This is a genomic window from Sphingomonas oligoaromativorans (genome assembly GCF_011762195.1).
Classification (GTDB): Bacteria; Pseudomonadota; Alphaproteobacteria; order Sphingomonadales; family Sphingomonadaceae; genus Solisphingomonas; species Solisphingomonas oligoaromativorans.
Genome location: NZ_JAASQK010000003.1, coordinates 395,165 through 417,191, shown reverse-complemented (window position 1 = coordinate 417,191; position 22,027 = coordinate 395,165). Strand labels below are relative to the sequence as shown.

The 22,027-nt window shown below is 67.9% G+C and carries 17 protein-coding genes and 1 tRNA gene; 6 read left to right on the top strand and 12 right to left on the bottom strand.

From position 1 onward, the window contains the following. Nucleotides 1-17: 17 nt before the first annotated feature. Nucleotides 18-998 (bottom strand): class II fructose-bisphosphatase, encoded by a 981-nt coding sequence (glpX, locus tag FHS98_RS08425; RefSeq protein ID WP_167102843.1) that lies wholly within the window; start codon nt 996-998, stop codon nt 18-20. Between the two features lie 150 nt (nt 999-1,148). Between glpX and FHS98_RS08420 the strand changes: the two genes are divergently transcribed. Further along, nucleotides 1,149-1,445, top strand: a complete 297-nt coding sequence (locus tag FHS98_RS08420) for a hypothetical protein (protein ID WP_167102841.1) — start codon at nt 1,149-1,151, stop codon at nt 1,443-1,445. A gap of 3 nt (nt 1,446-1,448) precedes the next feature. On the opposite strand, the gene FHS98_RS08415 is transcribed toward FHS98_RS08420, so the two are convergent. From FHS98_RS08415 to FHS98_RS08405, 3 genes are all read right to left on the bottom strand, one after another. After that, nucleotides 1,449-2,756: a homoserine dehydrogenase gene (locus FHS98_RS08415; RefSeq protein WP_167102838.1), complete on the bottom strand. Its 1,308-nt coding sequence runs from the start codon at nt 2,754-2,756 to the stop codon at nt 1,449-1,451. A gap of 86 nt (nt 2,757-2,842) precedes the next feature. Further along, nucleotides 2,843-3,229 carry a glycine zipper 2TM domain-containing protein gene (locus tag FHS98_RS08410; RefSeq protein WP_167102835.1) on the bottom strand — a complete coding sequence of 129 codons (387 nt, stop codon included), beginning with the start codon at nt 3,227-3,229 and terminating at the stop codon, nt 2,843-2,845. Between the two features lie 126 nt (nt 3,230-3,355). Continuing rightward, nucleotides 3,356-4,579, bottom strand: coding sequence for an LL-diaminopimelate aminotransferase (locus FHS98_RS08405; RefSeq protein ID WP_167102832.1), 1,224 nt, complete (start codon nt 4,577-4,579; stop codon nt 3,356-3,358). 95 nt (nt 4,580-4,674) lie between these two features. Between FHS98_RS08405 and FHS98_RS08400 the strand changes: the two genes are divergently transcribed. From FHS98_RS08400 to clpS, 3 genes are all read left to right on the top strand, one after another. Continuing rightward, nucleotides 4,675-6,462 (top strand): class I poly(R)-hydroxyalkanoic acid synthase, encoded by a 1,788-nt coding sequence (locus FHS98_RS08400; RefSeq protein WP_167102829.1) that lies wholly within the window; start codon nt 4,675-4,677, stop codon nt 6,460-6,462. Between the two features lie 143 nt (nt 6,463-6,605). Continuing rightward, the gene (locus FHS98_RS08395) at nt 6,606-7,580 is read left to right on the top strand and encodes a phasin family protein (protein ID WP_167102826.1); all 975 of its coding nucleotides are present in this window, start codon (nt 6,606-6,608) and stop codon (nt 7,578-7,580) included. Between the two features lie 195 nt (nt 7,581-7,775). After that, entirely contained in the window at nt 7,776-8,102 is a 327-nt protein-coding gene (gene clpS, locus FHS98_RS08390) for an ATP-dependent Clp protease adapter ClpS (protein WP_425057340.1), read from the top strand. A gap of 19 nt (nt 8,103-8,121) precedes the next feature. Here the strand turns inward: clpS and FHS98_RS08385 are convergent, their stop codons facing one another. Both FHS98_RS08385 and FHS98_RS08380 read right to left on the bottom strand, forming a co-directional pair. Further along, on the bottom strand, nt 8,122-8,781 hold the full coding sequence (locus FHS98_RS08385; protein WP_167102823.1) for an NUDIX hydrolase: 660 nt from the start codon (nt 8,779-8,781) through the stop codon (nt 8,122-8,124). Nucleotides 8,782-8,896: 115 nt separating this feature from the next. After that, nucleotides 8,897-8,972 (bottom strand) — tRNA-Ala (locus FHS98_RS08380). Between the two features lie 247 nt (nt 8,973-9,219). On the opposite strand from FHS98_RS08380, the gene FHS98_RS08375 reads away from it, so the two are divergent. Continuing rightward, nucleotides 9,220-10,155 carry a DUF2171 domain-containing protein gene (locus tag FHS98_RS08375; protein ID WP_167102820.1) on the top strand — a complete coding sequence of 312 codons (936 nt, stop codon included), beginning with the start codon at nt 9,220-9,222 and terminating at the stop codon, nt 10,153-10,155. Nucleotides 10,156-10,256: 101 nt separating this feature from the next. On the opposite strand, the gene manD is transcribed toward FHS98_RS08375, so the two are convergent. Continuing rightward, nucleotides 10,257-11,468 carry a D-mannonate dehydratase ManD gene (gene manD, locus FHS98_RS08370; protein ID WP_167102817.1) on the bottom strand — a complete coding sequence of 404 codons (1,212 nt, stop codon included), beginning with the start codon at nt 11,466-11,468 and terminating at the stop codon, nt 10,257-10,259. An 85-nt stretch (nt 11,469-11,553) separates the two neighbouring features. Continuing rightward, a complete protein-coding gene (locus tag FHS98_RS08365) occupies nt 11,554-13,851 on the bottom strand; it encodes a TonB-dependent receptor (RefSeq protein ID WP_167102814.1) in 2,298 nt (765 codons plus the stop codon). A gap of 301 nt (nt 13,852-14,152) precedes the next feature. Here FHS98_RS08365 and uidA point away from each other — a divergent pair, with 301 nt between their 5' ends. After that, on the top strand, nt 14,153-16,096 hold the full coding sequence (gene uidA, locus FHS98_RS08360) for a beta-glucuronidase (RefSeq protein WP_167102811.1): 1,944 nt from the start codon (nt 14,153-14,155) through the stop codon (nt 16,094-16,096). 4 nt (nt 16,097-16,100) lie between these two features. Here the strand turns inward: uidA and FHS98_RS08355 are convergent, their stop codons facing one another. From FHS98_RS08355 to FHS98_RS08340, 4 genes are all read right to left on the bottom strand, one after another. Continuing rightward, a complete protein-coding gene (locus tag FHS98_RS08355) occupies nt 16,101-17,420 on the bottom strand; it encodes an MFS transporter (protein ID WP_243847911.1) in 1,320 nt (439 codons plus the stop codon). A gap of 145 nt (nt 17,421-17,565) precedes the next feature. Then, entirely contained in the window at nt 17,566-18,039 is a 474-nt protein-coding gene (locus FHS98_RS18660; RefSeq protein ID WP_208402116.1) for a hypothetical protein, read from the bottom strand. 94 nt (nt 18,040-18,133) lie between these two features. Then, nucleotides 18,134-20,419: a glycoside hydrolase family 3 N-terminal domain-containing protein gene (locus FHS98_RS08345; RefSeq protein WP_167102807.1), complete on the bottom strand. Its 2,286-nt coding sequence runs from the start codon at nt 20,417-20,419 to the stop codon at nt 18,134-18,136. Continuing rightward, complete coding sequence (locus tag FHS98_RS08340; protein ID WP_167102804.1) at nt 20,416-21,891, bottom strand: glucoamylase family protein; 1,476 nt, start codon at nt 21,889-21,891, stop codon at nt 20,416-20,418. Before FHS98_RS08340 ends, FHS98_RS08345 begins: the two co-directional genes overlap by 4 nt. Nucleotides 21,892-22,027: the final 136 nt, after the last annotated feature.

The following is a 22,027-nucleotide window of genomic DNA, read 5'->3' as shown; positions in this document are numbered from 1 at the left end:
GCCGACCGGCCTCCGGCTCAGCGCTGGCGGTGATGCTCGCCCTTCACCCAGCGGATCGTGCGCGAGGAGGCGCGCATCACCACGCTGTCCGTGGTCATCACGCCGTCCTTGCGGCGCTTGACGCCGGCCAGCAGCGAGCCGTCCGTCACACCGGTGGCGGCGAAGATCGCGTCGCCCTTCACCAGATCCTCCAGCTCATAGATGCGGTTGAGGTCGGTCACGCCCCACTTGGCGGCCCGCGCGCGCTCGTCGTCGTTGCGGAACAGCAGGCGGCCCTGGAACTGCCCGCCGACGCACGACAGAGCGGCCGCCGCCAGCACGCCTTCCGGCGCGCCGCCCGAGCCCATATACATGTCGATCGTCGTGTCCGGGTTGGTGACCGCGATCACGCCCGCCACGTCGCCATCGGGGATCAGGTGGATGCCGCAGCCGAGGCCGCGCAGCTCCGCGATCAGCTTCTCGTGGCGCGGGCGATCGAGCACCATCACGGTGATCTCGTGCGGGCCGACGCCCTTGGCCTTGGCGAAGGCGCAGACATTCTCGGTCGGCGTGCGATCGAGCGAGACGAGCCCGCGCTCATAGCCCGGCCCGATCGCCAGCTTGTCCATATAGACGTCGGGCGCGTTCAGCAGGCAGCCTTCCTCGGCGATGGCGAGGACGGCGAGCGCGTTCGGGCCGGCCTTGGCGGTGATGGTGGTGCCTTCGAGCGGATCGAGCGCGATGTCGATCCTGGGGCCGTTCCCGGTGCCGACCTTCTCGCCGATATAAAGCATCGGCGCCTCGTCGCGCTCGCCCTCGCCGATCACGACGGTGCCGTCGAACTCCAGCTCGTTGAAGGCCTGGCGCATCGCCTCGACGGCGGCGGCGTCGGCCGCCTTCTCGTCGCCGCGCCCGACCAGATTCGCCGCCGCGATCGCCGCCGCCTCGGTGACGCGCACCATTTCGAGAACAAGAACGCGATCGAGAACATGACTTGCGGCGACGTGGTTGCTCGGCATGATGCCTCCTGCGGCCCTGAAAACTGCGTCGAGCGTTAGGGAAGGCGTGTTACGATGTCGAGCATGGCAGCGTTGGTACTTTTCGCTGCCGCAGCATCCCAGGCACCGCCTGCCGCAAGCCCGCCGCCGGAGCTGACGGCGGAACAGGCGATGGCGCGGTATCGGGCGATGATCCATGACGCCACCGCCGAGCCGCCGCCGGCGACGGCGTGCCCCGAGGGAAAGGCGGACCAGATCGTGGTGTGCGGCCGGCATCGCGGCCCGCCGCCGCGCCTGCCCTTCCCCGAGGCGCGGGCCGAGGATGGAGAGGTGGTCCGCCATCCCGGAGAGCCGCCGACGGGCGATCCGGGGCGCCCCACCGGCCCGCCCAGCAAGCAAATGCAGACGATCTCCAAAGGTTTTCGCCTTCTAAAGAGCATCTTCACCGGGGAAGACCCGATCGACTGACCCTCACACGTCGAGGATGTGCATCCACATCGGCTGGCCGATCAGGCTCGGCGAGCCCTCCAGCCGGGCGAGCGCATCGGTGACGGCGCGTTCCGGCCCCTCATGCGTCACCATCGCGATCAGCACGCCGCCATCGGGCGTGGTGCCGCGCTGGATCAGGCTTTCGATCGAGACGCCCGCGTCGCGCATCGCCGCCGCGATCTCGGCCAGCACGCCGGGGCGATCCTCCACCGAGAAGCGCAGATAGGCGCGGCCGCGGCGCTCGCCGGTCGGCGCGGGGGCCATCTCGGCGAGGCTGTCGACCGGCATGGCGAAGGCCGGGCCATATTCGCCGCGCGCGATGTCGATGAGGTCGGCGACCACGGCCGAGGCGGTCGGCCCCTCGCCCGCGCCGCGCCCCTCGAAGAACAGGCGGCCGACGAAATTGCCCTCCGCCACCACGGCGTTGAGCGAGCCCGCGACATGCGCCAGCGGATGCGAGGCGGGCACGAGGCAGGGATGGACGCGCTGGAACAGGCCGGCGATCGCGCTGCCCTCCGGCTGCGCCTCTGCCACGCCGACGAGGCGGACGCGATAGCCCAGCGCCTGCGCCTGCGCGATGTCGGCGGCGATGACGTGGCGGATGCCGGAGATGGCGGCCGAGCCGAAATCGATCCTGGTGCCGAAAGCGAGGCTGGCGAGGATCGAGAGCTTGTGCGCGGCATCGACGCCGTCGATGTCGAAGCTCGGATCGGCCTCGGCATAGCCCAGCCGCTGCGCCTCGGCGAGCACCTCGGCGAAATCGCGGCCCTCATCCTCCATGGTGGTGAGGATATAATTGCAGGTGCCGTTGAGGATGCCATAGACGCGGCCGATCGCATTGGCCGCCGCGCCCTCGCGCAGCCCCTTGATGACCGGGATGCCGCCCGCCACCGCCGCCTCATATTTGAAGGCGACGCTTTTTGCCTCGGCGTCTCCGGCAAGGCCGAGGCCGTGATGCGCGATCATCGCCTTGTTGGCGGTGACGAAATGGCGGCCGGCGGCGATGGTGCGGCGCGCGAGCGTCAGCGCCGGGCCGTCCGCCCCGCCGATCAGCTCCACCACCACGTCGACGTCATCCCGCTCGGCGAGGGCCGCGGAATCGTCCACCCAGGCGAAACGGCCGAGGTCCACGCCGCGGTCGCGGGTCCGGTCGCGGGCGGAAACGGCGGTGATCTCGATCGGCCGCCCGGCACGGCGCTCGATGATCTCGCGATTGGCATCGATCAGCTTGATGACGCCCGCACCCACGGTGCCAAGCCCAGCCAGAGCGACGCGCAATGCCTTCGACATTAAAAACCCTCCCGAGATACCGGCTTTTCCGCTGGCACGTCGGGAGGGTAAGGGCAAGCCGTCAGACGGCTCAGAAATCCTTTATATCAGCGGCAGCGCACCTTGCCGCGATCGATCGAGCGACCGAGCAGCGCGCCGCCGCCCGCGCCCAGCAGCGTGCCGAGCGTGCCGCCGCCGACGACGTTACCGAGCACGCCGCCGCCGATCGCGCCGATCACGAGGCCGGTCGTGCCGTCGTTGCGCTTGCAGTAATAGCGCCCGTCATGGCCGCGATAGACCTGGTCGTTCCGGCCCAGGCGGCGCTCCCTGTAGCGGCGGTCGTTATGATAGCTCCTCGAGGGATCCCAGTCGTGCCGGTCACCCTGCCAGTTGCGATCATTGTGCTGCCAGCCCTGCGCGAGCGCCGGCGCCGGCAGCGCCATCGGAGCCGCCATCAGGGTCGCCGCAACCGCACCGAAAATCAGCTTCTTCATCGCTCCACTCCTCACCTTGCTTGCCCCTCAACCGACTGCGCGACGAATGGTTGCGCAGCCGGTTCGATTTATGCGCCGCCCCGGATGGAGCGGCGCTGAACGGCTCCGTCAGGCGCCAGACAGGTTTCAGCCCGCCTTGCGCGTCGGTTCGGACGATCCCGGCGTGTTGATCCCCATCGACTGGAGATAGCGCTTGATGTTGCGCGCCGCCTGCCGGATGCGATGCTCGTTCTCGACGAGCGCGATGCGGACGAAGCCCTCACCCTCCTCGCCGAAGCCGACGCCCGGCGCCACCGCGACCTGCGCGTGGGTCAGGAGCTGCTTGGAGAACTCCATCGCGCCGAGATGCTGGAGCGCGGGCGGGATCGGCGCCCAGGCGAACATCGAGGCTTCCGGCGGCGGAATCTCCCAGCCGGCGCGGCCGAAACTCTCCACCAGCACGTCGCGGCGGCGCTTGTAGAGCTGGCGGTTCTGCTCGACGATGTCCTGCGGGCCGTTCAGGGCCGCCACCGCCGCCGCCTGGATCGGCGTGAAGGCGCCATAATCCAGATAGGACTTCACGCGGGTGAGCGCGCCGATGAGCTGCCGGTTGCCGACCGCGAAGCCGATGCGCCAACCCGCCATCGAATAGGTCTTGGACATCGAGGTGAACTCGATCGCCACGTCCTTCGCGCCCGGCACCTGGAGGATGGAGGGCGTCGGCGTGTCGCCGAAATAGATCTCGGCATAGGCCAGATCGGAGAGCACCCAGAGGCCATGCTCCTTCGCGAACTCCACCACCTTGGTGTAGAATTCGAGATCGGCGACATAGGCGGTCGGGTTGGACGGATAGCCGATCACCAGCACCTTGGGCTTGGGCACGGTGTAGGCGACGGCGTGCTCCAGCCGGCGGAAGAAGTCCGGCCCCGGCGCCGCCGGGATCGAGCGGATCGCCGCGCCCGCGATGATGAAGCCGAAGGTGTGGATCGGGTAGCTCGGGTTGGGCGCCAGCACCACGTCGCCGGGCGCAGTGATCGCCTGCGCGAGGTTGGCGAGGCCCTCCTTGGAGCCCAGCGTCACCACCACCTCGTTCTCGGGATCGAGATCGACCCCGAAGCGGCGCTGATAATAGCCGGCCTGCGCCTTGCGCAGCCCCTTGATGCCCTTCGACGCCGAATAGCCATGCGCCGCCGGATCGCGGGCGACCTCGGCCAGCTTCTCGATCACATGCGGGGCCGGAGCGCCGTCGGGGTTGCCCATGCCGAGATCGATGATGTCCTCGCCTGCCGCGCGCGCCGCCGCCTTCATCGCGTTCACTTCGGCGAACACGTACGGGGGCAGACGACGGATACGGTAGAAATCTTCGGACATTCGTAGACCTTTCGAATGGGTCGCCATTGACGCGACCCGCGCGTTATAGCGTGAGAGGGCGCGCGGTCACAGGCGCGTTTCAACGGGAGACTCAGGTGGCGGGCAAGGACCATGCAACATCGGACACCCCAGGCGCGCCCGGCTTCGCGCCGACGCTCGACGAACTCCAGCACTGGACAGGCGTGATCGGCCGCGCGCAGCAGCTTTTGCTCGAATATGGCGCCCGCAAGGCGATCCAGCCCGCGATGCCGGCGATGCCCGATCTCTCCCGCCTGATGGCCGGCACCGGCCCGATGCATTTCGGCTTCGACACCGACGCGCTGATCGATGCGCAGGCCGATTTCTGGAAGGACAGCCTGTCGCTGTGGCAGCGATTCCTGAACCCGGCAACGCCCGCCCCCGCCGGCCATGACGAGGATCGCCGCTTCGCTGCCCCGCAATGGCGCGACCACCCGCTGTTCGACCTGATTCGCCAGTCCTACCAGCTCGTCTCCGGCCATATGCTCCGTTCGGTCGAGGCGGTGGAGGGGCTCTCCGACAAGCAGCGCGAGCAGCTCCGCTTCGCGACGCGTGCCTTCACCGAGGCGCTCTCCCCCTCCAACTTCGCGCTGACCAACCCGCTGGCGCTGGAGAAGATCGCCGAGACCCGCGGCGAGAGCCTGCTCAAGGGGCTGGAGCATCTGCTCGCCGACATGGAACGCGGGCAGCTCACCCATTCCAACCGCTCGGCCTTCCAGATCGGCAAGGACATCGCGGCCACGCCCGGCAAGGTGATCCACGAAACGCCGCTCTATCAGCTCATCCATTATGCGCCGACCACGCCGGACGTCGCGAAGATCCCGCTCATCATCTTCCCGCCGTGGATCAACCGCTTCTACATCCTCGATCTCAACCCGAAGAAGAGCTTCGTCCGCTGGGCGGTGGAGCAGGGACTGAGCGTCTTCATGGTCTCGTGGAAGTCGGCGGACGAAAGCCTCGCGGGAGTGACGCTGGACGACTATGTCGCCGCCCAGATCGACGCGATCGACACGGTGCGCGCGCTGCTCGGCGTCGAGGCGGCGCATGTCGTCGGCTATTGCGTGGCGGGCACCACGCTCGCCGCCACGCTGGCGCTGCTCGAATCGCGCGGCGAGGCGGCCAGGGTCGCCACCGCCACCTTCTTCACGGCGCAGGTGGATTTCAGCGCGGCGGGCGACCTGTCGCTGTTCGTCGACGACACCCAGCTCGACATGCTGGCCAACCTCTCGGCCGACAAGGGCTATCTGGACGGCCGCTACATGGCGGTCACCTTCAACCTGCTGCGCGGGCGGGATCTGATCTGGAACTATGTCGTCCAGAACTATCTGCTCGGCGAGGACTATCCGGCGTTCGACCTGCTCCACTGGAACGGCGACACCACCAACCTGCCTGCCGCCTGGCACCAGGCCTATCTGCGCGACTTCTATCGCGACAATCTGCTCGTCCGGCCGGGTGGCATCCGCGTGGCGGAGACGCCGATCGACATCGGCAAGGTCAAGACGCCCTCCTATGTGCAGGCCGGCCGCGAGGATCATATCGCGCCGCCCGAAAGCGTGTGGAAGATCACCGAGCATTTCGCCGGCGAGGTGAGGTTCGTGCTGGCGGGCTCGGGCCATATCGCGGGCGTGGTCAATCCGCCGGCGGCCGGCAAATATCAGTATTGGACCAGCGACGAGGCCGCCGCGTCCCTGAGCGACTTCGCCCAGCAGGCGCGGGAGACCAAGGGGAGCTGGTGGCCGGACTGGCGCGGCTGGATTCTGGCGCATGACGGCGAAACCGTGCCCGCCAAAAGCGCCCGCATCCCCGGCAAGGGCAAGCGCAAGGCGATCGAGGACGCCCCCGGACGCTACGTCACGCAGCCCTAACCGTTCGTCGCGTTTCCCGGACCGTTCGACCAAAACCCCCATAACGGGGCCATGTTGCACTGCACAAAAACCTTGCGCAGCCGATGCGAATCGGATATTGTGCATCGCAACATAAGTGTAATGGATCAGCCTTGGAGCAGGGCATGGCCGAGAACACGAAGTCGACGACCGTGACATCGAAGAAGCAGGCCCCCGCGGCGAAGGCGACGGTGAAGACCGTGTCCGCAGCGGCGCCCAGGCCTGCGCCCGCAGCCAGGCCGGCCGTCGCGAGCCCGGCTCCGAAGGCCGCTCCGGCGGTGGCCGCCAAGCCGACCCCGGCGCCCCGGCCCGCTCCTGTGAGCGCCAAGGCGGCTCCGGTCGAAACCAGATCCGCGCCGGCCCCGCAGCCGGTTGCGACCGTCAAGGAAACATCCGCCGTCGCGCCCGCCAAGGTCGCTCCGGTGGCTGTCAAGCCGGCGTCTGCGGCGCCCAACACCAAGTCGGCCCCCACGGCTCAGGCGCCCGCGCCGAAGCCGGCAGAAGTGGCCGCAACCAAGCAGGATACGCCGACGGTTCCGGCCCCCGTGGCCGCTCCCGTCGAAACTGGGACGAAGAAGGCGGCGTCGATCACGACCGCTGCCATCACCGAGGGAAGCAAGACGATGAACGACACCGTTGCCAAGGCGCAGGAAACCGCCAAGAAGTTCACGGCCGATGCCAGCGAGCGCGTCCAGGCGCTGTTCGGCGAAGTCAGCGAGCGCGCCAAGGGCGCGTATGAGAAGAGCGTGAAGCTCGGCGAGGAACTCACCGAGTTCCAGAAGGGCAATGTCGAGGCGATCGTCGAATCGTCGAAGCTGGCCGCCAAGGCCGCCGAGTCGCTCGGCCAGGAAGCCGCCGACTACGCCCGCAAGTCGTTCGAGAGCAGCAGCACGGCCTTCAAGACCTTCGCGTCGGCCAAGTCGCCGACCGAGCTGTTCAAGCTCCAGAGCGACTATATGAAGTCGTCGTTCGACGCCGCCGTGGCGGAAAGCTCGAAGGTGACCGAGGCGTGGCTCAAGCTCGCCGGCGAGATCACCCAGCCGCTGTCGAACCGCTTCGCGGTCGCGGTGGAGAAGGCCAAGGCCAACGCCGCTTTCTGATCCGCTTCGGCGAGAGATGAAGGAGACGGCCGTCCCATCCGGGGCGGCCGTCTTGCGTTTGGGGCCTCCGCCTTTTGGCGGGCCTCGCCGCATTAACCGCGCCGGCCTCTTGCTCTGGTGCCGGCCGATACCATATCCTGCGCCCTAGCCATGCAGACCGATATCCACAGCATCGACAGCCGCACCATGCGCGCCATGGCCGCCGGCAAGGAAGGCGACGACGCCGGCACCGGCCTCGGCGTGGCCACCCGCACGCGCACCCGCACCAAGAAGCCTTCGCTCTACAAGGTGCTGATGCTGAACGACGACTACACACCGATGGAGTTCGTCGTGCTGTGCCTCCAGCGCTTCTTCCGCATGAACATCGAGGATGCGACGCGGGTGATGCTGCACGTCCACCAGAAGGGCGTGGGCGTGTGCGGCGTGTTCAGCCACGAGGTGGCCGAGACCAAGGCGACGCAGGTGGTCGACTTCGCCCGCCAGCACCAGCATCCGCTCCAATGCACGATCGAGAAGGCCTGAGCCCTCTCCCCTTGCCCGCTCAGTAGCGCATCGCCGTATCCACCGGCTCGCCCGTGATCGGGTAGCCGGCGTCGTCCGGGATGCGCAGCCAGTCGCCGTCGGGGCGATGCTCCACCCAGGGGGTGATGATCCGTTGGGGCAGTCGTTCGGCCTCCGCGCGCGCGTCCGCGAAACGGGTGAAGCGAGCCAAACGCTCCAGCAGGCGCCGGGTCGGGAAGATGGCTCGCCCGTCACCCCGCGCGCAGCGGGCGAGCAGGTCTCCGGCGGTCGTCCAGAAGGCGGCGGCCGTCTCCACACCATCCGCCACGGGGATCGCCTCGCCCCGCGCCTCCGCCAGATAGAAGCGCGTGTCGAAACGCCGCTTCACCTGCTCCTTGGGCAACCAGCGCGCGAAGGGCACCAGCGCCCCTGCCGCTGGGGTTACGATAGCCGTCTCCTCCAGCGTCTCACGCACCGCCGCGATGCGGGCGGCGCCCTCCTCGGGCCCCAGCGCGGGGCAGAGCCGGCGCGCCGCCTCATAGTCGGCGGGGTCGACACGGCCACCCGGAAACACATAGGCGCCGGCCGCGAACACCAGGGAGGCGCTGCGCTGCACGATCAGCAATTCGGGCGGCCCGGCCCGGCGCTCGCGCATCAGGATCAGCGACGCGGCCGGAAAAGCGGGATCATCCTCGGTCATCGGCCATCCATGACGCCGATCGACCGCCGCCCGCAAGAGGCGGCGAACAGCCTCACCGACCGCCGGAGCGATATCGTTTCAGCCAGTCGAAATGTGAGGAAAGACCCGGCGGGGCTGGTGGAGCTGAGGGGAATCGAACCCCTGACCTCTGCAGTGCGATTGCAGCGCTCTCCCATCTGAGCTACAGCCCCGCACCCGCCGGGGCCGTCCCTTTAGCCGCCCCTTTCGCGCGCTGCAACACGCAAAAATCAAAAAATCGGATTCGCCCCTTCACGGCCCGTCTCCGGCCGGCCCCGGCCGACCGCGCGCGCCGCCCAACGCCAGCGTAACGATCGGAACATCAAGGATTTTCTTCCGTTCCCTGGTCGATCGTCCGGGCAACGCGCGAGCCGTCGACACCGGGCGGCGTCCGTCTTCCAGGAGAAAGGATCAGCCATCATGGGCTATGAACGCACCGATCGCCGCTACCACACTGCCCGCGACTATGATCGCGACGCGGGCGATCGCTATCGCCGCTATGACGAGGATCGCGGCTTCTTCGATCGGGCCGGCGACGAGGTCCGCTCCTGGTTCGGCGACGAGGAGGCCGAACGCCGCCGCCGGCTCGATGAAATCTATGACGAGCGTTACAACCGCGATCGCTACGAGGGCGGGCGCTACGCCCGCTATCAGCCGGGCGGCTATTCGAGCCCGGACGGCTATCCGCGCTGGACGCGCAGCAACCAGTCCGGGGATGCACGCCGGCGCTATGCGTCAGGCTACAGCCCCTATTCCACTTATTATCCGGGGCCGGGCGAGGATCGTCAGTTCGGAACGGACTACGGCACCCATCGCACCTATGGCGATGCGGGCTATGATGACGACGATAGCTGGCGAACCGCCGAATATCGCGCGCTCTACGGCCGGCGCGGCCACCCCGAGGATCAGCACGGCTATCATGGCTGGCGCAGCCGCCAGCTCAGCGAGTTCGACCGCGACTATGACGAATATCGCCGCGAGAACCAGTCGCGCTTCGAGAGCGAATTCTCGGCCTGGCGCCAGAACCGGCAGACGCAGCGGGAAGCCCTGCGCAAGGCGAAGGAACATCAGGAGGTGGTCGGCTCCGACGGGGAGCATGTCGGCACGATCGATCATGTCCGGGGCGACCGCATCCTGCTGACCCGAACCGATCGCGACGCGGGCGGCCATCATCACTCGATCCCCTCGTCCTGGATCCAGATGGTCGACGACAAGGTCCACCTGTCCAGAACCGCCGAGCAGACCCAGCAGGCCTGGCGCGACGAGGAGGATCGGCGCGGCCTGTTCGGGCGCGACGATGATGGCGACGGCCGCAGCGGCGTCGATCTCAACCGGAGCTTCTCCGGCACCTATTGATCGGGCGGGCGGCTACGCCCCGCCCTCCCGACAAGGCGAAGGCCCGGCCGAGATGATCGGCCGGGCCTTCGTTATATCAGCCACGCTGTCGCGACAGCGGCTTACCAGTGGAACATCGTCCCGTCCTCGAGGCGGTTCACCGGCAGATAGGCGCGCTTATATTCATACTTCGCGGCTAGTTCCTCATCGAGGTCGACGCCGAGGCCGGGCTTGTCGCCGGGGTGCATCAGCCCATCCTCGAAGCTGTAGGCGTGCGGGAAGACGGCGTCCGTCTCCGGCGTGTGGCGCATATATTCCTGGATGCCGAAATTCGGCACCGACAGATCGAAATGCAGCGCCGCCGCCATGCAGACCGGCGAGAGATCGGTCGCGCCATGGCAGCCGGTGCGGACATTGTGCATGTCCGCGAAGCTCGCGATCCGGCGCAGATGGGTGATGCCCCCGGCATGGACGACGGTGGCGCGGATATAGTCGATGAGCTGCTCCTCGATGAGTTGCTTGGCATCCCAGATCGAGTTGAAGATCTCGCCCACCGCGAGCGGCGTGGTGGTGTGCTGGCGGACAAGGCGGAAGTTCGCCTGATTCTCGGCCGGCACCGCATCCTCCATCCAGAAGGGACGGAAGGGCTCCAGATCCTTGCCGAGGCGCCCGGCCTCGATGGGGGTCAGGCGGTGGTGGACATCGTGGAGCAGATGGACGTCCCAGCCGAGCGCCTCGCGCGCCTTCTCGAACAGCGGCGGCACGGAGCGGAGATATTTCTCGGTGGACCAGAGATTCTCGGTCGGCAGGTCGGCGTCGGCGGGCTCGTAGAAATAACGGTCCTTGGAGACGCCATAGGTGGAATTGAGGCCCGGCACGCCCGACTGGAGGCGGATCGCCTTGTAACCCAGCGACTTGTAGTGGAGCGCGTTGTCGATCGTCTCCTCGATCGTCTTGCCGTTGGCATGGCCATAGACCATCACGCCCTCGCGGCTGGCGCCGCCGAGAAGCTGGTAGACCGGCAGGCCCGCGACCTTGCCCTTGATGTCCCAGAGCGCCGTGTCGACGGCGGCGATGGCCGACATCGTCACCGGGCCGCGACGCCAGTAGGCGCCCTTGTAGAGATACTGCCACACATCCTCGATGCGGTGCGCGTCGCGGCCGATCAGGCAGGGGATGACATGGTCGGTGAGATAGCTGGCGACCGCGAGCTCGCGGCCGTTGAGCGTGGCGTCGCCCAGCCCGTAGATGCCCTCGTCCGTCTCGATCTTGAGCGTGACGAAGTTGCGGCCGGGCGAGGTGACGATGACCTTGGCGCCGGTGATCTTGGGCATGGTACTGGGCTCCGCAATAACAGGGTTGGGAAGAAAGAGGCGGTGACGGTCAGGGGCCGCCGCCACCGCCAGGAGGGGTAAGCGATCAGAAGCTATAGGACGCCCTGACGCCCGCGTAACGACGGAAATCGCGCGGGAGATAGCTCTGGATCGCCAGAGCGTTCGCGTAATTGCCGGACGAGTTGGTCAGGTTGTCGTAATAATGCTTGTCGAACAGGTTGTTGACGAAGGCCATGACCTCATAATGCCGGTCAGGCTGGCGGATGCCGAAGGACAGGTTGGCGATGCCATAGCCCTTCTGGATCGTCTGCGGATCCTGATTGAGCGAGAAGTTGAACTTGCTCTGATAGGTATAGGCGCCCGTCACCACCGCCTGGAACGGCAGCGATCCCAGATCGTGGCTGTAATCGAAGCCAGCGGCGAGCTTCCACTTCGGCGCCTGCGGCGGGCGTGAGCCGGACAGATCCTGATGCGCCGGCACCGACGGCGCGCCCGGCGCCGCCACCGTCGCGGGGATGCAGCCCTGCGCCGCCGTCTGGCTGGTGTAGCACTGGGCGAAGGGGAAATCGGTGATCTTCGCGTCGAGATAGGTGGCCGAGACGTTCAGGTTGAGGTCCGGGGTCGCGCGAAAAGCGCTCTCCACCTCGATGCCGCGCGTGCGCAGCTTGCCGACATTGTCGAGACGGAAATTGGGCGTTCCGTCGATATATTCGACGCCCTGCGCCTGGAAATTCTTGTAGCGCGTGTTGAAGGCGGTGACGTTCAGCGTCACGCGCTTGTCGAAGAACTGGGTGCGGGCGCCGATTTCCCAATCCTTGGAGGTCTCGGGCCGCACCGGATTTTCACGCGTGGCGTTGAAGCCGGTGGAGAGATCGTAGGTCTCGCCCTTGTGGCCGGTCGCATAGGTCGCGAACAGCATCACATTGTTGCCGACATGCTGCTGGACGCTCAGCTTGTAGGTGCCGAAGCTGTCGCCGTCGCTGCCATGGTAGAAGGTGTTGTTGGCGAGGATGTCGAGGAAGGTGTTGCGCACCTTCTCATGGCTGTAGCGGCCGCCCGCGATGAGGGTGGTGTGCGACAGGATGTCATATTCGAGCTGGCCGAAGCCCGCTTCCTGGATCGAGCCGGCGGTGGCGTGCCAGCGCGCCTGCGAATAGACCGGCCCGCGCGTGAAATCGCGGCTGTAATCCACGTCGGCGTAGAACAGGCCGAGCGTGTAGCGGAAGCGATCATGCCCCGGCGAGACGAGGCGCAGTTCCTGCGTCCACTGGCGCGAGCTGAAATTGCCGAACTGGCGGTTGTCGATGCTCGGCTGCGCGGTCTCGTCCTGATCGAGCTGGTCGTGCATCAGGAACTTGTCGTGGCTGGTGATCGACATCAGCGTCGGCCCGCCCATGTCCCACGAGACGCGAAGCGATTCCGCGAGATCGTGATACTGGGTGCCGGTGGTGAAGTTGTTGACCACATCGCGGTTGTTCGGGCCGACCGTCACGCCCGGCGAGATCACCGACTGCGGATAGGCCGGATTGCCGCGCAGCAGCGCGCCGTCGGCGATGTCGATGAAGGGACGGCCGGTGGTGGTGCGGCCATTGATGTAATCGAGGCCCGCATCGACCGTGACGTTGGGCGCCGGCTCCCAGCGCAGCTTGTTGCGCGTGGAGAGGATGCGGCGGCCGTTGATCTTGTCGCCGTCGGCGAGGTTGTGAATGTTGCCGTCGAACTTGTCGTAGTTGAACGTCGTGCGGAAGCCGAGATTCGGCGTGATCGGGCCGGACAGCATCGCCTGGCCCTGCCACTCGTCGTCGGTGGTGGCGAGGCCGGTCACCTTGCCGGTCAGATGGTCGCTGGGCGCCGGCGTCACGATGTTGATGAGGCCCGCCGAGGCGGACTTGCCGTAGAGCGTGCTCTGCGGCCCGCGCAGCACCTCGATCCGCTCGACGTCGGAGAGGTCGGCGAAGGCGCGCGCCTGGAAGGAGATCGGCACGTCGTCGACGACGACGGCGACGCTCGGCTCCACGCCGATCGAGAAGGCGAAGGTGCCGACGCCGCGGATCGAGACCGAGGCGTTCACCGGATTCTCCGCCGGGCGCACGACCAGCGACGGCGCCACGCGGTTGAGATCGGTGAAGGCGCGCACGCCGTTCGACTGGAGCTGCTGCGCGCCGACCACCTGCACGGCGAGCGGCACGTTCTGGAGATTCTGCGCGCGCTTCTGCGCGGTGACGATGATCTCGCCGCCGCCCGGCGCGGACGCATCCGCCGTCTGCACGGCCGCGGCCGGCTCCGATGCCGTCTGCGCCTGTGCGCCCGACGCGATCAGCAGCGCCAGTGCGGCGCCGGCCGTTGATCGCGACAAGATGGTGGCATCGAGCAGGTTTCGCATGGTTGTTCCTCTCCGGGATTTTTGTTTCTGCGGCACAGGGCGCGCCGCTCCCCGCTCTCGGCGATACATCAGTGGTCAGGCCTTTTGCAACATTGGTAATGCATAACATCTCCATCGGCCTGACAGGGCTTCTGCAAGCGTGGCAAATCCGCCACGGAGATGATGCGCGACGATCGGCGGGTTTCTCTTCTCGGTGCTTGCCGCATGTGGCCTGACCAGCTAATCCGGTGTGCATCGGCCGAGCCACAGGCGTGGAACAGCGTCGCGGTGTCGCCCGTCACAGGATCAGGAGAGGACTGACATGACCGACACCCCGCCCCGCCCCGCGACGGAGATCACCCGCCGGCAGGCGTTCGGGGCAGTCGGCGCGGCCGTGGCGGTCGCCGGCCTCGCGGATGCCGCCACGGCGGCGGACGGCCCGATCCGGGCGCCCCTCCCCGCCCCCGAAGGCCCGACGCGCCTCTATCCGCACGCCAGCGCCACCCGCGCGACGCGCGACCTCTCCGGCCTGTGGCGTTTCAAGCTCGACCCGAAGGACGAGGGCGAGGCGCAGCGCTGGCATGAGGGGCTCGCCGGCACGCGCGCCATCCCGGTGCCGTGTAGCTGGAACGACCTGTTCGACGATGCCCGCAATTATTTCGGCGCGGCGTGGTACGAGACGGAGTTCCACCTCGATCCCGCCTGGAAGGGCGAGCGCGTCCATCTGCGCTTCGGCTCGGCGGTGTATCGCGCCAAGGTGTGGGTGAACGGCCAGCTTCTCGGCGAGCATCTGGGCGGCCACCTGCCCTTCGCCTTCGACATCGGCGAGGCCGCCCGCTTCGACCAGCCCAATCGCCTCGTCGTGATGGTGGAGAACAAGCTGGAGCTGGCCCGCGTCCCCGCGATCCCAGATCCCGCCACCTCGCGCTTCTATCTCGAGGATTTCCCGCAGACATCCTACGATTTTTTCCCTTATTCGGGCCTGCACCGCCCCGTCTGGCTGTTCACCACGCCGGCCGCCCACGTCCATGACGTGAGCGTCGTCACCACGCGTTCCGGGGCGACCGGCGTGGCCGAGGTGTCCTTCACCGTCGCGGGCGGCTGGTCGGGTGCTGCGACGCTCACCGTCTCGGGCGGCCCCTCGCCGATCCGCGTGCCGGTGCAGGTGTCGGGCGGGCGTGGTGCCGGGACGGTTCGTATCCCGTCAGCGAAGCTCTGGGGGCCGAACCACCCCTTCCTCTACACGCTGACGGTGACGCTGGGAGACGGGCTCGACGAATACAGCTTCAGGATCGGCATCCGCACGATCGAGGTGAACGGCGACCGGCTGCTGCTCAACGGCGAGCCCGTCCACCTGACCGGCTTCGGCAAGCATGAGGACTTCATCCTCCACGGCCGCGGGCTCGATCTGCCGGTGCTGGTGCGCGATTTCGAGCTGCTCAAGTGGATCGGCGCCAACAGCTTCCGCACCTCGCATTATCCCTATTCGGAGGAGGCGATGATGCTGGCCGACGAATATGGCTTCCTCGTCATCGGCGAGACGCCGGGGGTGAGCCTCACCTTCTCGGACCGGGCGGACATCATCGCCGCGCGCCACAAGCAGCTCACCGCCGATCTCACCGACCTGATCGACCGCGACAAGAACCACCCCTGCGTCATCCTCTGGTCGATCGCCAACGAGTCGCTCACCAAGCCCTTCCACACGCTCGACGAGGCGCCGGCGGACGCGGTGGGCAAGGGCACCGCCTTCTTCAGGGACATGTTCGCCCATGTCCGCGCGCTCGATCGCACCCGCCCGGTGGCGATGGTGAGCGTGCAGGGCGGGCCGGCCGAATGGGTCGGCCAGGGCGACGTGATCTGCCAGAACAGCTATGATGGCTGGTACGCCGTCTCCGGCCGGATCGACGATGCGGCGGTCGTGCTGGAGAAGGAGGTGCAGGCGCTGCGCCAGGCGCATCCGGGCAAGCCGATCATCTTCACCGAGTTCGGCGCCGACGCCATCGCCGGCAGCCACGCCCACCCCGCCGAGATGTGGACCGAGGAATATCAGGCGGATCTGATCGCCATGTATCTGCGCGTGCTCGGCCGCTTTCCCTTCGTGGTCGGCACGCACCCTTGGGCCTTCGCCGATTTCCGCACGGCGCAGAGCATCATGCGGATCAGCGCGCTCAACCAGAAGGGCGTGTTCACGCGCGATCGCCGGCCCAAGCTCGCCGCGCACCACCTGCGCAAGCTCTGGGCCGGCAAGGAGCCCGAAGAGGCCTGATCGCTCAGGGCCGGCCCAAAGCGTGGCGGAGGCGCAGGAAGCGCCCCGCCCAGCGCCGCCGCACCGGCTCGGGCAGGAAGGCGCAGGCGACCGCCGCCGCCACCAGCCCGAGCAGCCCCAGCACGCCGAACAGCATCGCGCTGTCCGCGCCGATCGCCATCAGCCCGGCCACACCCGCCGAGACGAGCACCATGCCGGCCGCGTTGACGATGTTGTTGGCGGCCACGTCGCGCGAGCGGCTGGCCGGATCGCCCAGCGTCTGGAGCAACGCGTAGAGCGGCACGATGAACACGCCGCCGGCCATCGCGATCACGCCGAGGTCGGCAACCAGCCGCCAGCTCGACGGCCGGGCAAGGAAGTCCGCGACACCGACGGTCGTCTCGGCCGGATGCAGGCCATGGACGGTGAAGCCGAGGTCCATCACCGCCAGCGCCAGCACCAGCGCGGAGGCCGGCACATAGCGCGCCGAGATTTCGCCGCCCAGCAGCCGGCTCACCAGCAGCGATCCGATCGCCACCCCCACCGAGAAGAGGCCGAGGAAGAAGGCCCCCACCTCCGGCGCGGCATTGAGATGGCCGACCAGCGGCACGAATTGCTGGGTCAACACCGCGCCCAGCGCGAAGAACCAACTGATGCCGAGGATGGCGAGGAAGAGCGGCCGATTGCGGCGCGCATGGCGCACGATCTCGGCGGTCGAGCGGACGAGGTTCAGCTCCACCGCCGGGCGATCCGCGGCAGGTGGCGCGGGTGGGATGAACAGGCTGGCGGCCAGCCCCAGCGCCGCGACGCCGAGGAGCAGCACCGATGCCGTATCCGCCGACATCAGCCCGCCGGTGATCTGACCGAGCAGGATGGCGAGGAACGTCCCCGCCTCGACGAGGCCGGTGCCGCCCATCAGCTCGGTCTCGGAAAGATGCTGGGGCAGCATCGAATATTTGACCGGCCCGAACAGCGTCGAATGCGTGCCCATCGCGAACAATACGGTCATCAGCAGCGGCATCGAACCGCTGTGCAAGCCCCACCAGCCGATCCCCATGATCCCGACCTCGGCGATCTTCACCACGCGGGCGATGCGGGCCTTGTCGATCCGGTCGGCAAGCTGCCCCGACACCGAGGAGAAAAGGAAATAAGGCAGGATGAACACGCCGCCGGCGATCACCACCACCATCGCCGCCCGATCCGCCTCGCCCCGGTAGAGCGTGAAAGATACCAGGAACAGCATCGCCGACCGATAGAGATTGTCGTTGAACGCACCGAGGAACTGGGTCGCGAACAGAGGCAGGAAACGGCGCTTGGCGAGCAGGCTCAGCTCAGGTGCGGACATGGACGATCCCCTTGGCAGCGCGATTCGCCCTGCGACACCGCCCTTGATGCCAAAGAAAGGAACATTGCGCGCGTCAAGCACGTCCGTTCCGACCGCCCCCCTCACCCTCGTGCGGGTGAGGAAGGGGCCGGCAGACTAGCCTGCCTCAGTTGCCGCAGGCCGGGACATAATGGTTGAGCGACGGATCCCAGACCGGCTGGCACGCATAGCCATCGCCATAAGCGCCATAACCGGCGTCGGGATAGCCATAGCCATAACCGTCATCATAGGCCCCCGCCCCGAGCGCATAGCCCAGCGCCACTCCGCTCCCGCCCCAGAACCATGGGTCGTACCAGCCATAATCATAGCCCGGATACCAGCCGCCCCAGCCCCCGCGATAACCGCCGCGCCAGCCGCCGCCGCGATAGCCGCCATGCCAGCCACCACCGCCGCGCCAGTTTCCGCCGCCGCCATGCCAGCCGCCGCCTCCGTGGGAACCTCCGCTGCCGTGGAAACCGCCGCCACCGCCATGGAAACCACCGCCGCCGTGCGAGCCGCCGCCGCGCTGGGCCAGCGCCGGCGAGGCCACGAGAAGCGCCAATCCGCCCACCGCCGCGACCAGGAAGTTCCGCTTCTTCACATCAAGCTCCTATGGCCGGAGAAGACCCCGCACGCGACGAGCACCGAGCCTATATGGGAAGCGGTCGATGGCATTTACAGAGGGGCGGCCGCTTTCACTCGACGAGTTCGAAGCTGCCCTCCAGCCCGTCCGCGGCCGAAGGCGCCACCCAGACATCGAACCAGCCCGGTTCGACGGTGGGCTTGAGGTCCGGCCCGACGAACAGCAGATCCTCGCGCCGGATGGTGAAGCGCACCTCCTCGCTCTCCCCCACCCCGACGGCGACACGCTGGAAGTCGATCAGGCGGCGCACCGGCTGGGTGATGCTGGCCGCCCGGTCGCGGATATAGAGCTGCACCACCTCGTCCGCCGGCCATGTGCCGCGATTGGCGATGCGAGCCGTGACGGTGAGCGGCGTGTCGGCCGACAGCCGGCTCTTCCCCATGTCGAGCCCGCTATAGACGATCCGCCCGTAAGTGAGGCCATGCCCGAAGGGGAAACGCGCCTCGTTGGGCGAGGTGCGATACTGCGCCTTATAGGGCTGCCGGGGGCCGGCCGGCGCGGGGCGACCGGTGGGCTTGTGGTCGTAATGATAAGGCTCCTGCCCGGATTCGCGCGGGAAGCTGACCGGCAGACGCCCCGACGGCGCGACCCTGCCGAACAGCACGTCGGCCAGCGCATTGCCCGTCTCGCTGCCGAGGAACCAGGTGACGAGGATCGCCTCTGCCGCCAGCACCGAGCCTTCCAGCGCCAGCGCGCGACCATTCTTGAGGATGACGACCACCGGCTTGCCGGTGGCCGCCACGGCGTCCGCCAGCGCCTGTTGCGGCGCGGGCAGCACCACCTCGGTGCGCGACTGCGCCTCGCCGGACATTTCCTCGCTCTCGCCCAGCGCGAGCAGCACGATGTCCGCCATCCGCGCCACCGCCACCGCCTCGGCGATGCCGCCGGGGATCGCCGTCTCGACGTCCGAGCCGCGCGCCACCTTGAGCAGCGTCGGATCGCGCATCGCGGCGCCCAGCCCGGTGGCGAGATCGACCGCCTGCGCATCGTCGCCATAGACGTTCCACGGGCCGATCAGGTCATGCGGCCCCTGCGCGAACGGCCCGATCAGCGCGATCTTCTGCCCGCCGTCCGAACGCAGCGGCAGCAGATCGTCCTCGTTGCGCAGCAGCACGACCGAGCGCGCACCCGCCTCGCGCGACAGCTTCCGCGCCTCGGGGGTCAGCACGCGCGCCCGCTCGCGTCCGGGGACGAGGCGGCGGAAGGGATCGTCGAACAGCCCCAGCTCGGCCTTGAGCGTCAGCACGCGCCGCACCGCCTCGTCGAGCCGCTCTATCGGCACGTCACCGGACGCAACCAGCGCCGGCAGATGCTGGAGATAGAGCCCGCTCTCCATGCTCATGTCGACGCCGGCGAGGAAGGCGAGCCGCGCCGCCTCGCGCCCGTTCCGGGCATAGCCGGCGGCGATCAGCTCCTCGTCGGCGGTGTAGTCGGAAACGACGAGGCCGCGGAAATTCCATTCGCCGCGCAGCACGTCGCTGAGCAGCCAGTGATTGGCCGTGGCGGGAACGCCCGAAATCTCGTTGAACGCCGCCATGGTGACCGCCGCGCCCGCCGCGAAGGCGGCCTGGAAGGGCGGGAAATAGACCTGCCTGAGCGTCCGCTCCGAAACGTCGACGCTGTTATAGTCGAGCCCCGCCTCGCCCGCGCCATAGGCCGCGAAATGCTTGGCGCAGGCGGCGACCGCATCGTCCGCCGCGATCGATCGGCCCTGGAATCCCGCCACCCGCGCCGCGGCGAAGCGGCAGCCGACCAGCACATCCTCTCCGCTCGCCTCGACGCCGCGGCCCCAGCGGGCATCGCGCGCGATGTCGACCATCGGCGCGAAGGTGAGGTCGATGCCCGCCGCCGAGGCCTCGACGGCGGCGGCGCGCGCGGTGCGGCGGGCGAGTTCGGGATCGAAGCTCGCCGCCTCGCCCAGCGGCACCGGGAAGACGGTGCGGAAGCCGTGGATCACGTCGGCCGCGAACAGCATCGGGATGCGCAGCCGGCTCCTCATCGCGGCCTGCTGGAGACGGCGATGCCAGTCCGATCCCGCGCCGTTGAAGATGCCGGTCAGCCGCCCCGCCCTCGCATCGGCGAGTTGCTGGGAGACATTGGCCCGGCTGCTCGGCGGGTTGAGCCGGGTGGCCGCCCCGCCGCCGATCGCCGAAGCCATGATGGTGAGCTGGCCCGCCTTCTCCTTCACCGTCATGCGCTTGATGAGCGCCTCGATGAACGCCGGTGTCGCCTTGCCCGTCGGGCCGAGCGCGAAGCCGAAGGCCGGCCGCGCCGCCATCGCCAGCGTGCCCGCGCCCGCCAGCACGGCGCGCCGCCCGATGCCGCCCCGCCCGCTCATGCCGCCGACAGCCAGCCGCCGGTGAACCCGGCCTTGGTGAGGCCCGCGCGGATATATGGATTGCGCCGCATGATGCTCCAGATCAGACCTGTTCGGTAATTCTCGATCATCGCCAATATTGGCCCCTGATCTATGCCCAACCAATCGGTGTCGAACCAGCCCTGACCGGGGATGACCCGGCCGTTCTGGGCCTTGCCGACCGCCTGGAACGTCGGATTGAAGGCATCGTAGAAACCATAGGTTCCGTAAAGATGATCGCCGTAGCGATCGCGCATCGCCATCAGCGCCGGGATGCAGATTTCCGGCGCGAAGGGGATGGAGCCCCCCGGCGCGGTCGGCGCCAGCGTGCCGTCGTCCACCGCCCCCACGCCCCGCGCCAGATAGGAATGGAAGGTCCGCTGCTCGCCATTGATGTCGATGGTGACGTCGCCCGGCCCGTCGCAGGCGGTCAGCCCCCAGAGGTTGGCGTCATAGCCCCGCCAGCCGAGCGGATTGGCGAGCGCATAATTGCGCTGGGCGATGGTGGCGCGGCGGCTGTTCTCGAAATAATCGCTGCCCTTGCTCCGCATGAAATCGTCCTGGATCTTGCGGAAGTCGATCCAGACATGGCTGTACTGATGGCCGAACAGCGGCGGGAAGCGCAGCATCGAGAGGCTGCCCGAATCCGTCCAGAAGGTGGCGAGGCGGACGCTCCAGGCATCCCAGCTCTCGCGCGGCAGGCCATAGATCGGCGCGCCCAGCGCCAGCACATAGACCAGCATCGCCTCGTTATAGGCCACCCAGTCATAGGGGATGAAGCCACGCTCGGGCGTCCAGCCCAGCGCCACGACCGGCGCGCGCGTCATCGCCCAGCGCCAGTCGACCTGGCTGTAGAGCTTGTCGGCCAGCGTGCGGATCTCGGCCTCCTCGGGCCGGTCGTAATAGGTCTGGGCCAGCAGCACGCCCGCCATCAGCAGCGCGGTGTCGACGGTGGAAAGCTCGGTCTGCTGGAAACGCGTGCCGGTCTTGAGGCTCAGGAAGTGATAGAAGAAACCCTGATAGCCGATCATATCCTTGGGCTTGGCGCCCTGCTCGGTCGCGGCGAGGAAGCGCAGCATGGCGAGCGTGCGCGTCGCCGCCTGCTGGCGGGGGACATAGCCGCGCTCCACCCCGATCACGAAGGCGGTGAGCGCAAAGCCCATCGCCGCGATGCTGGCGAAGTTGAGCGTCGGGAAGCGATCGGGGGCGAGGCCGCGCCTGGGCTCGGTGGTCCACCAGAAATAGGCGAAGGTGCGCAACTGCACATCGTCGAGGAAGGCCTCGATCTCGGGCGTGTTGGCGAGCGGCGGCATCCCCGAGGAGGCCGAGGTCTCCACGATCGGCGAGCGCAGGCTGATCGGCGAGCGGAGCTTCACCGACGAGCAGCCGGCCGCGAGACCGGCCAGTCCGCCGATCAGGGCCCGCCGCCCTATCCGTCCGGTCCCGTTGCTCATCCGCGCGGGGACGATCTGCCGGAATGTACCGGATACGGATCGCTCGCCCGCATCAATGCCTCCGTGAACACAAACCCCTCCTACGACGCGCGCGCCAGTGCCGCGAGGGAAGATCGGACGTGAAACAAATTGGTTC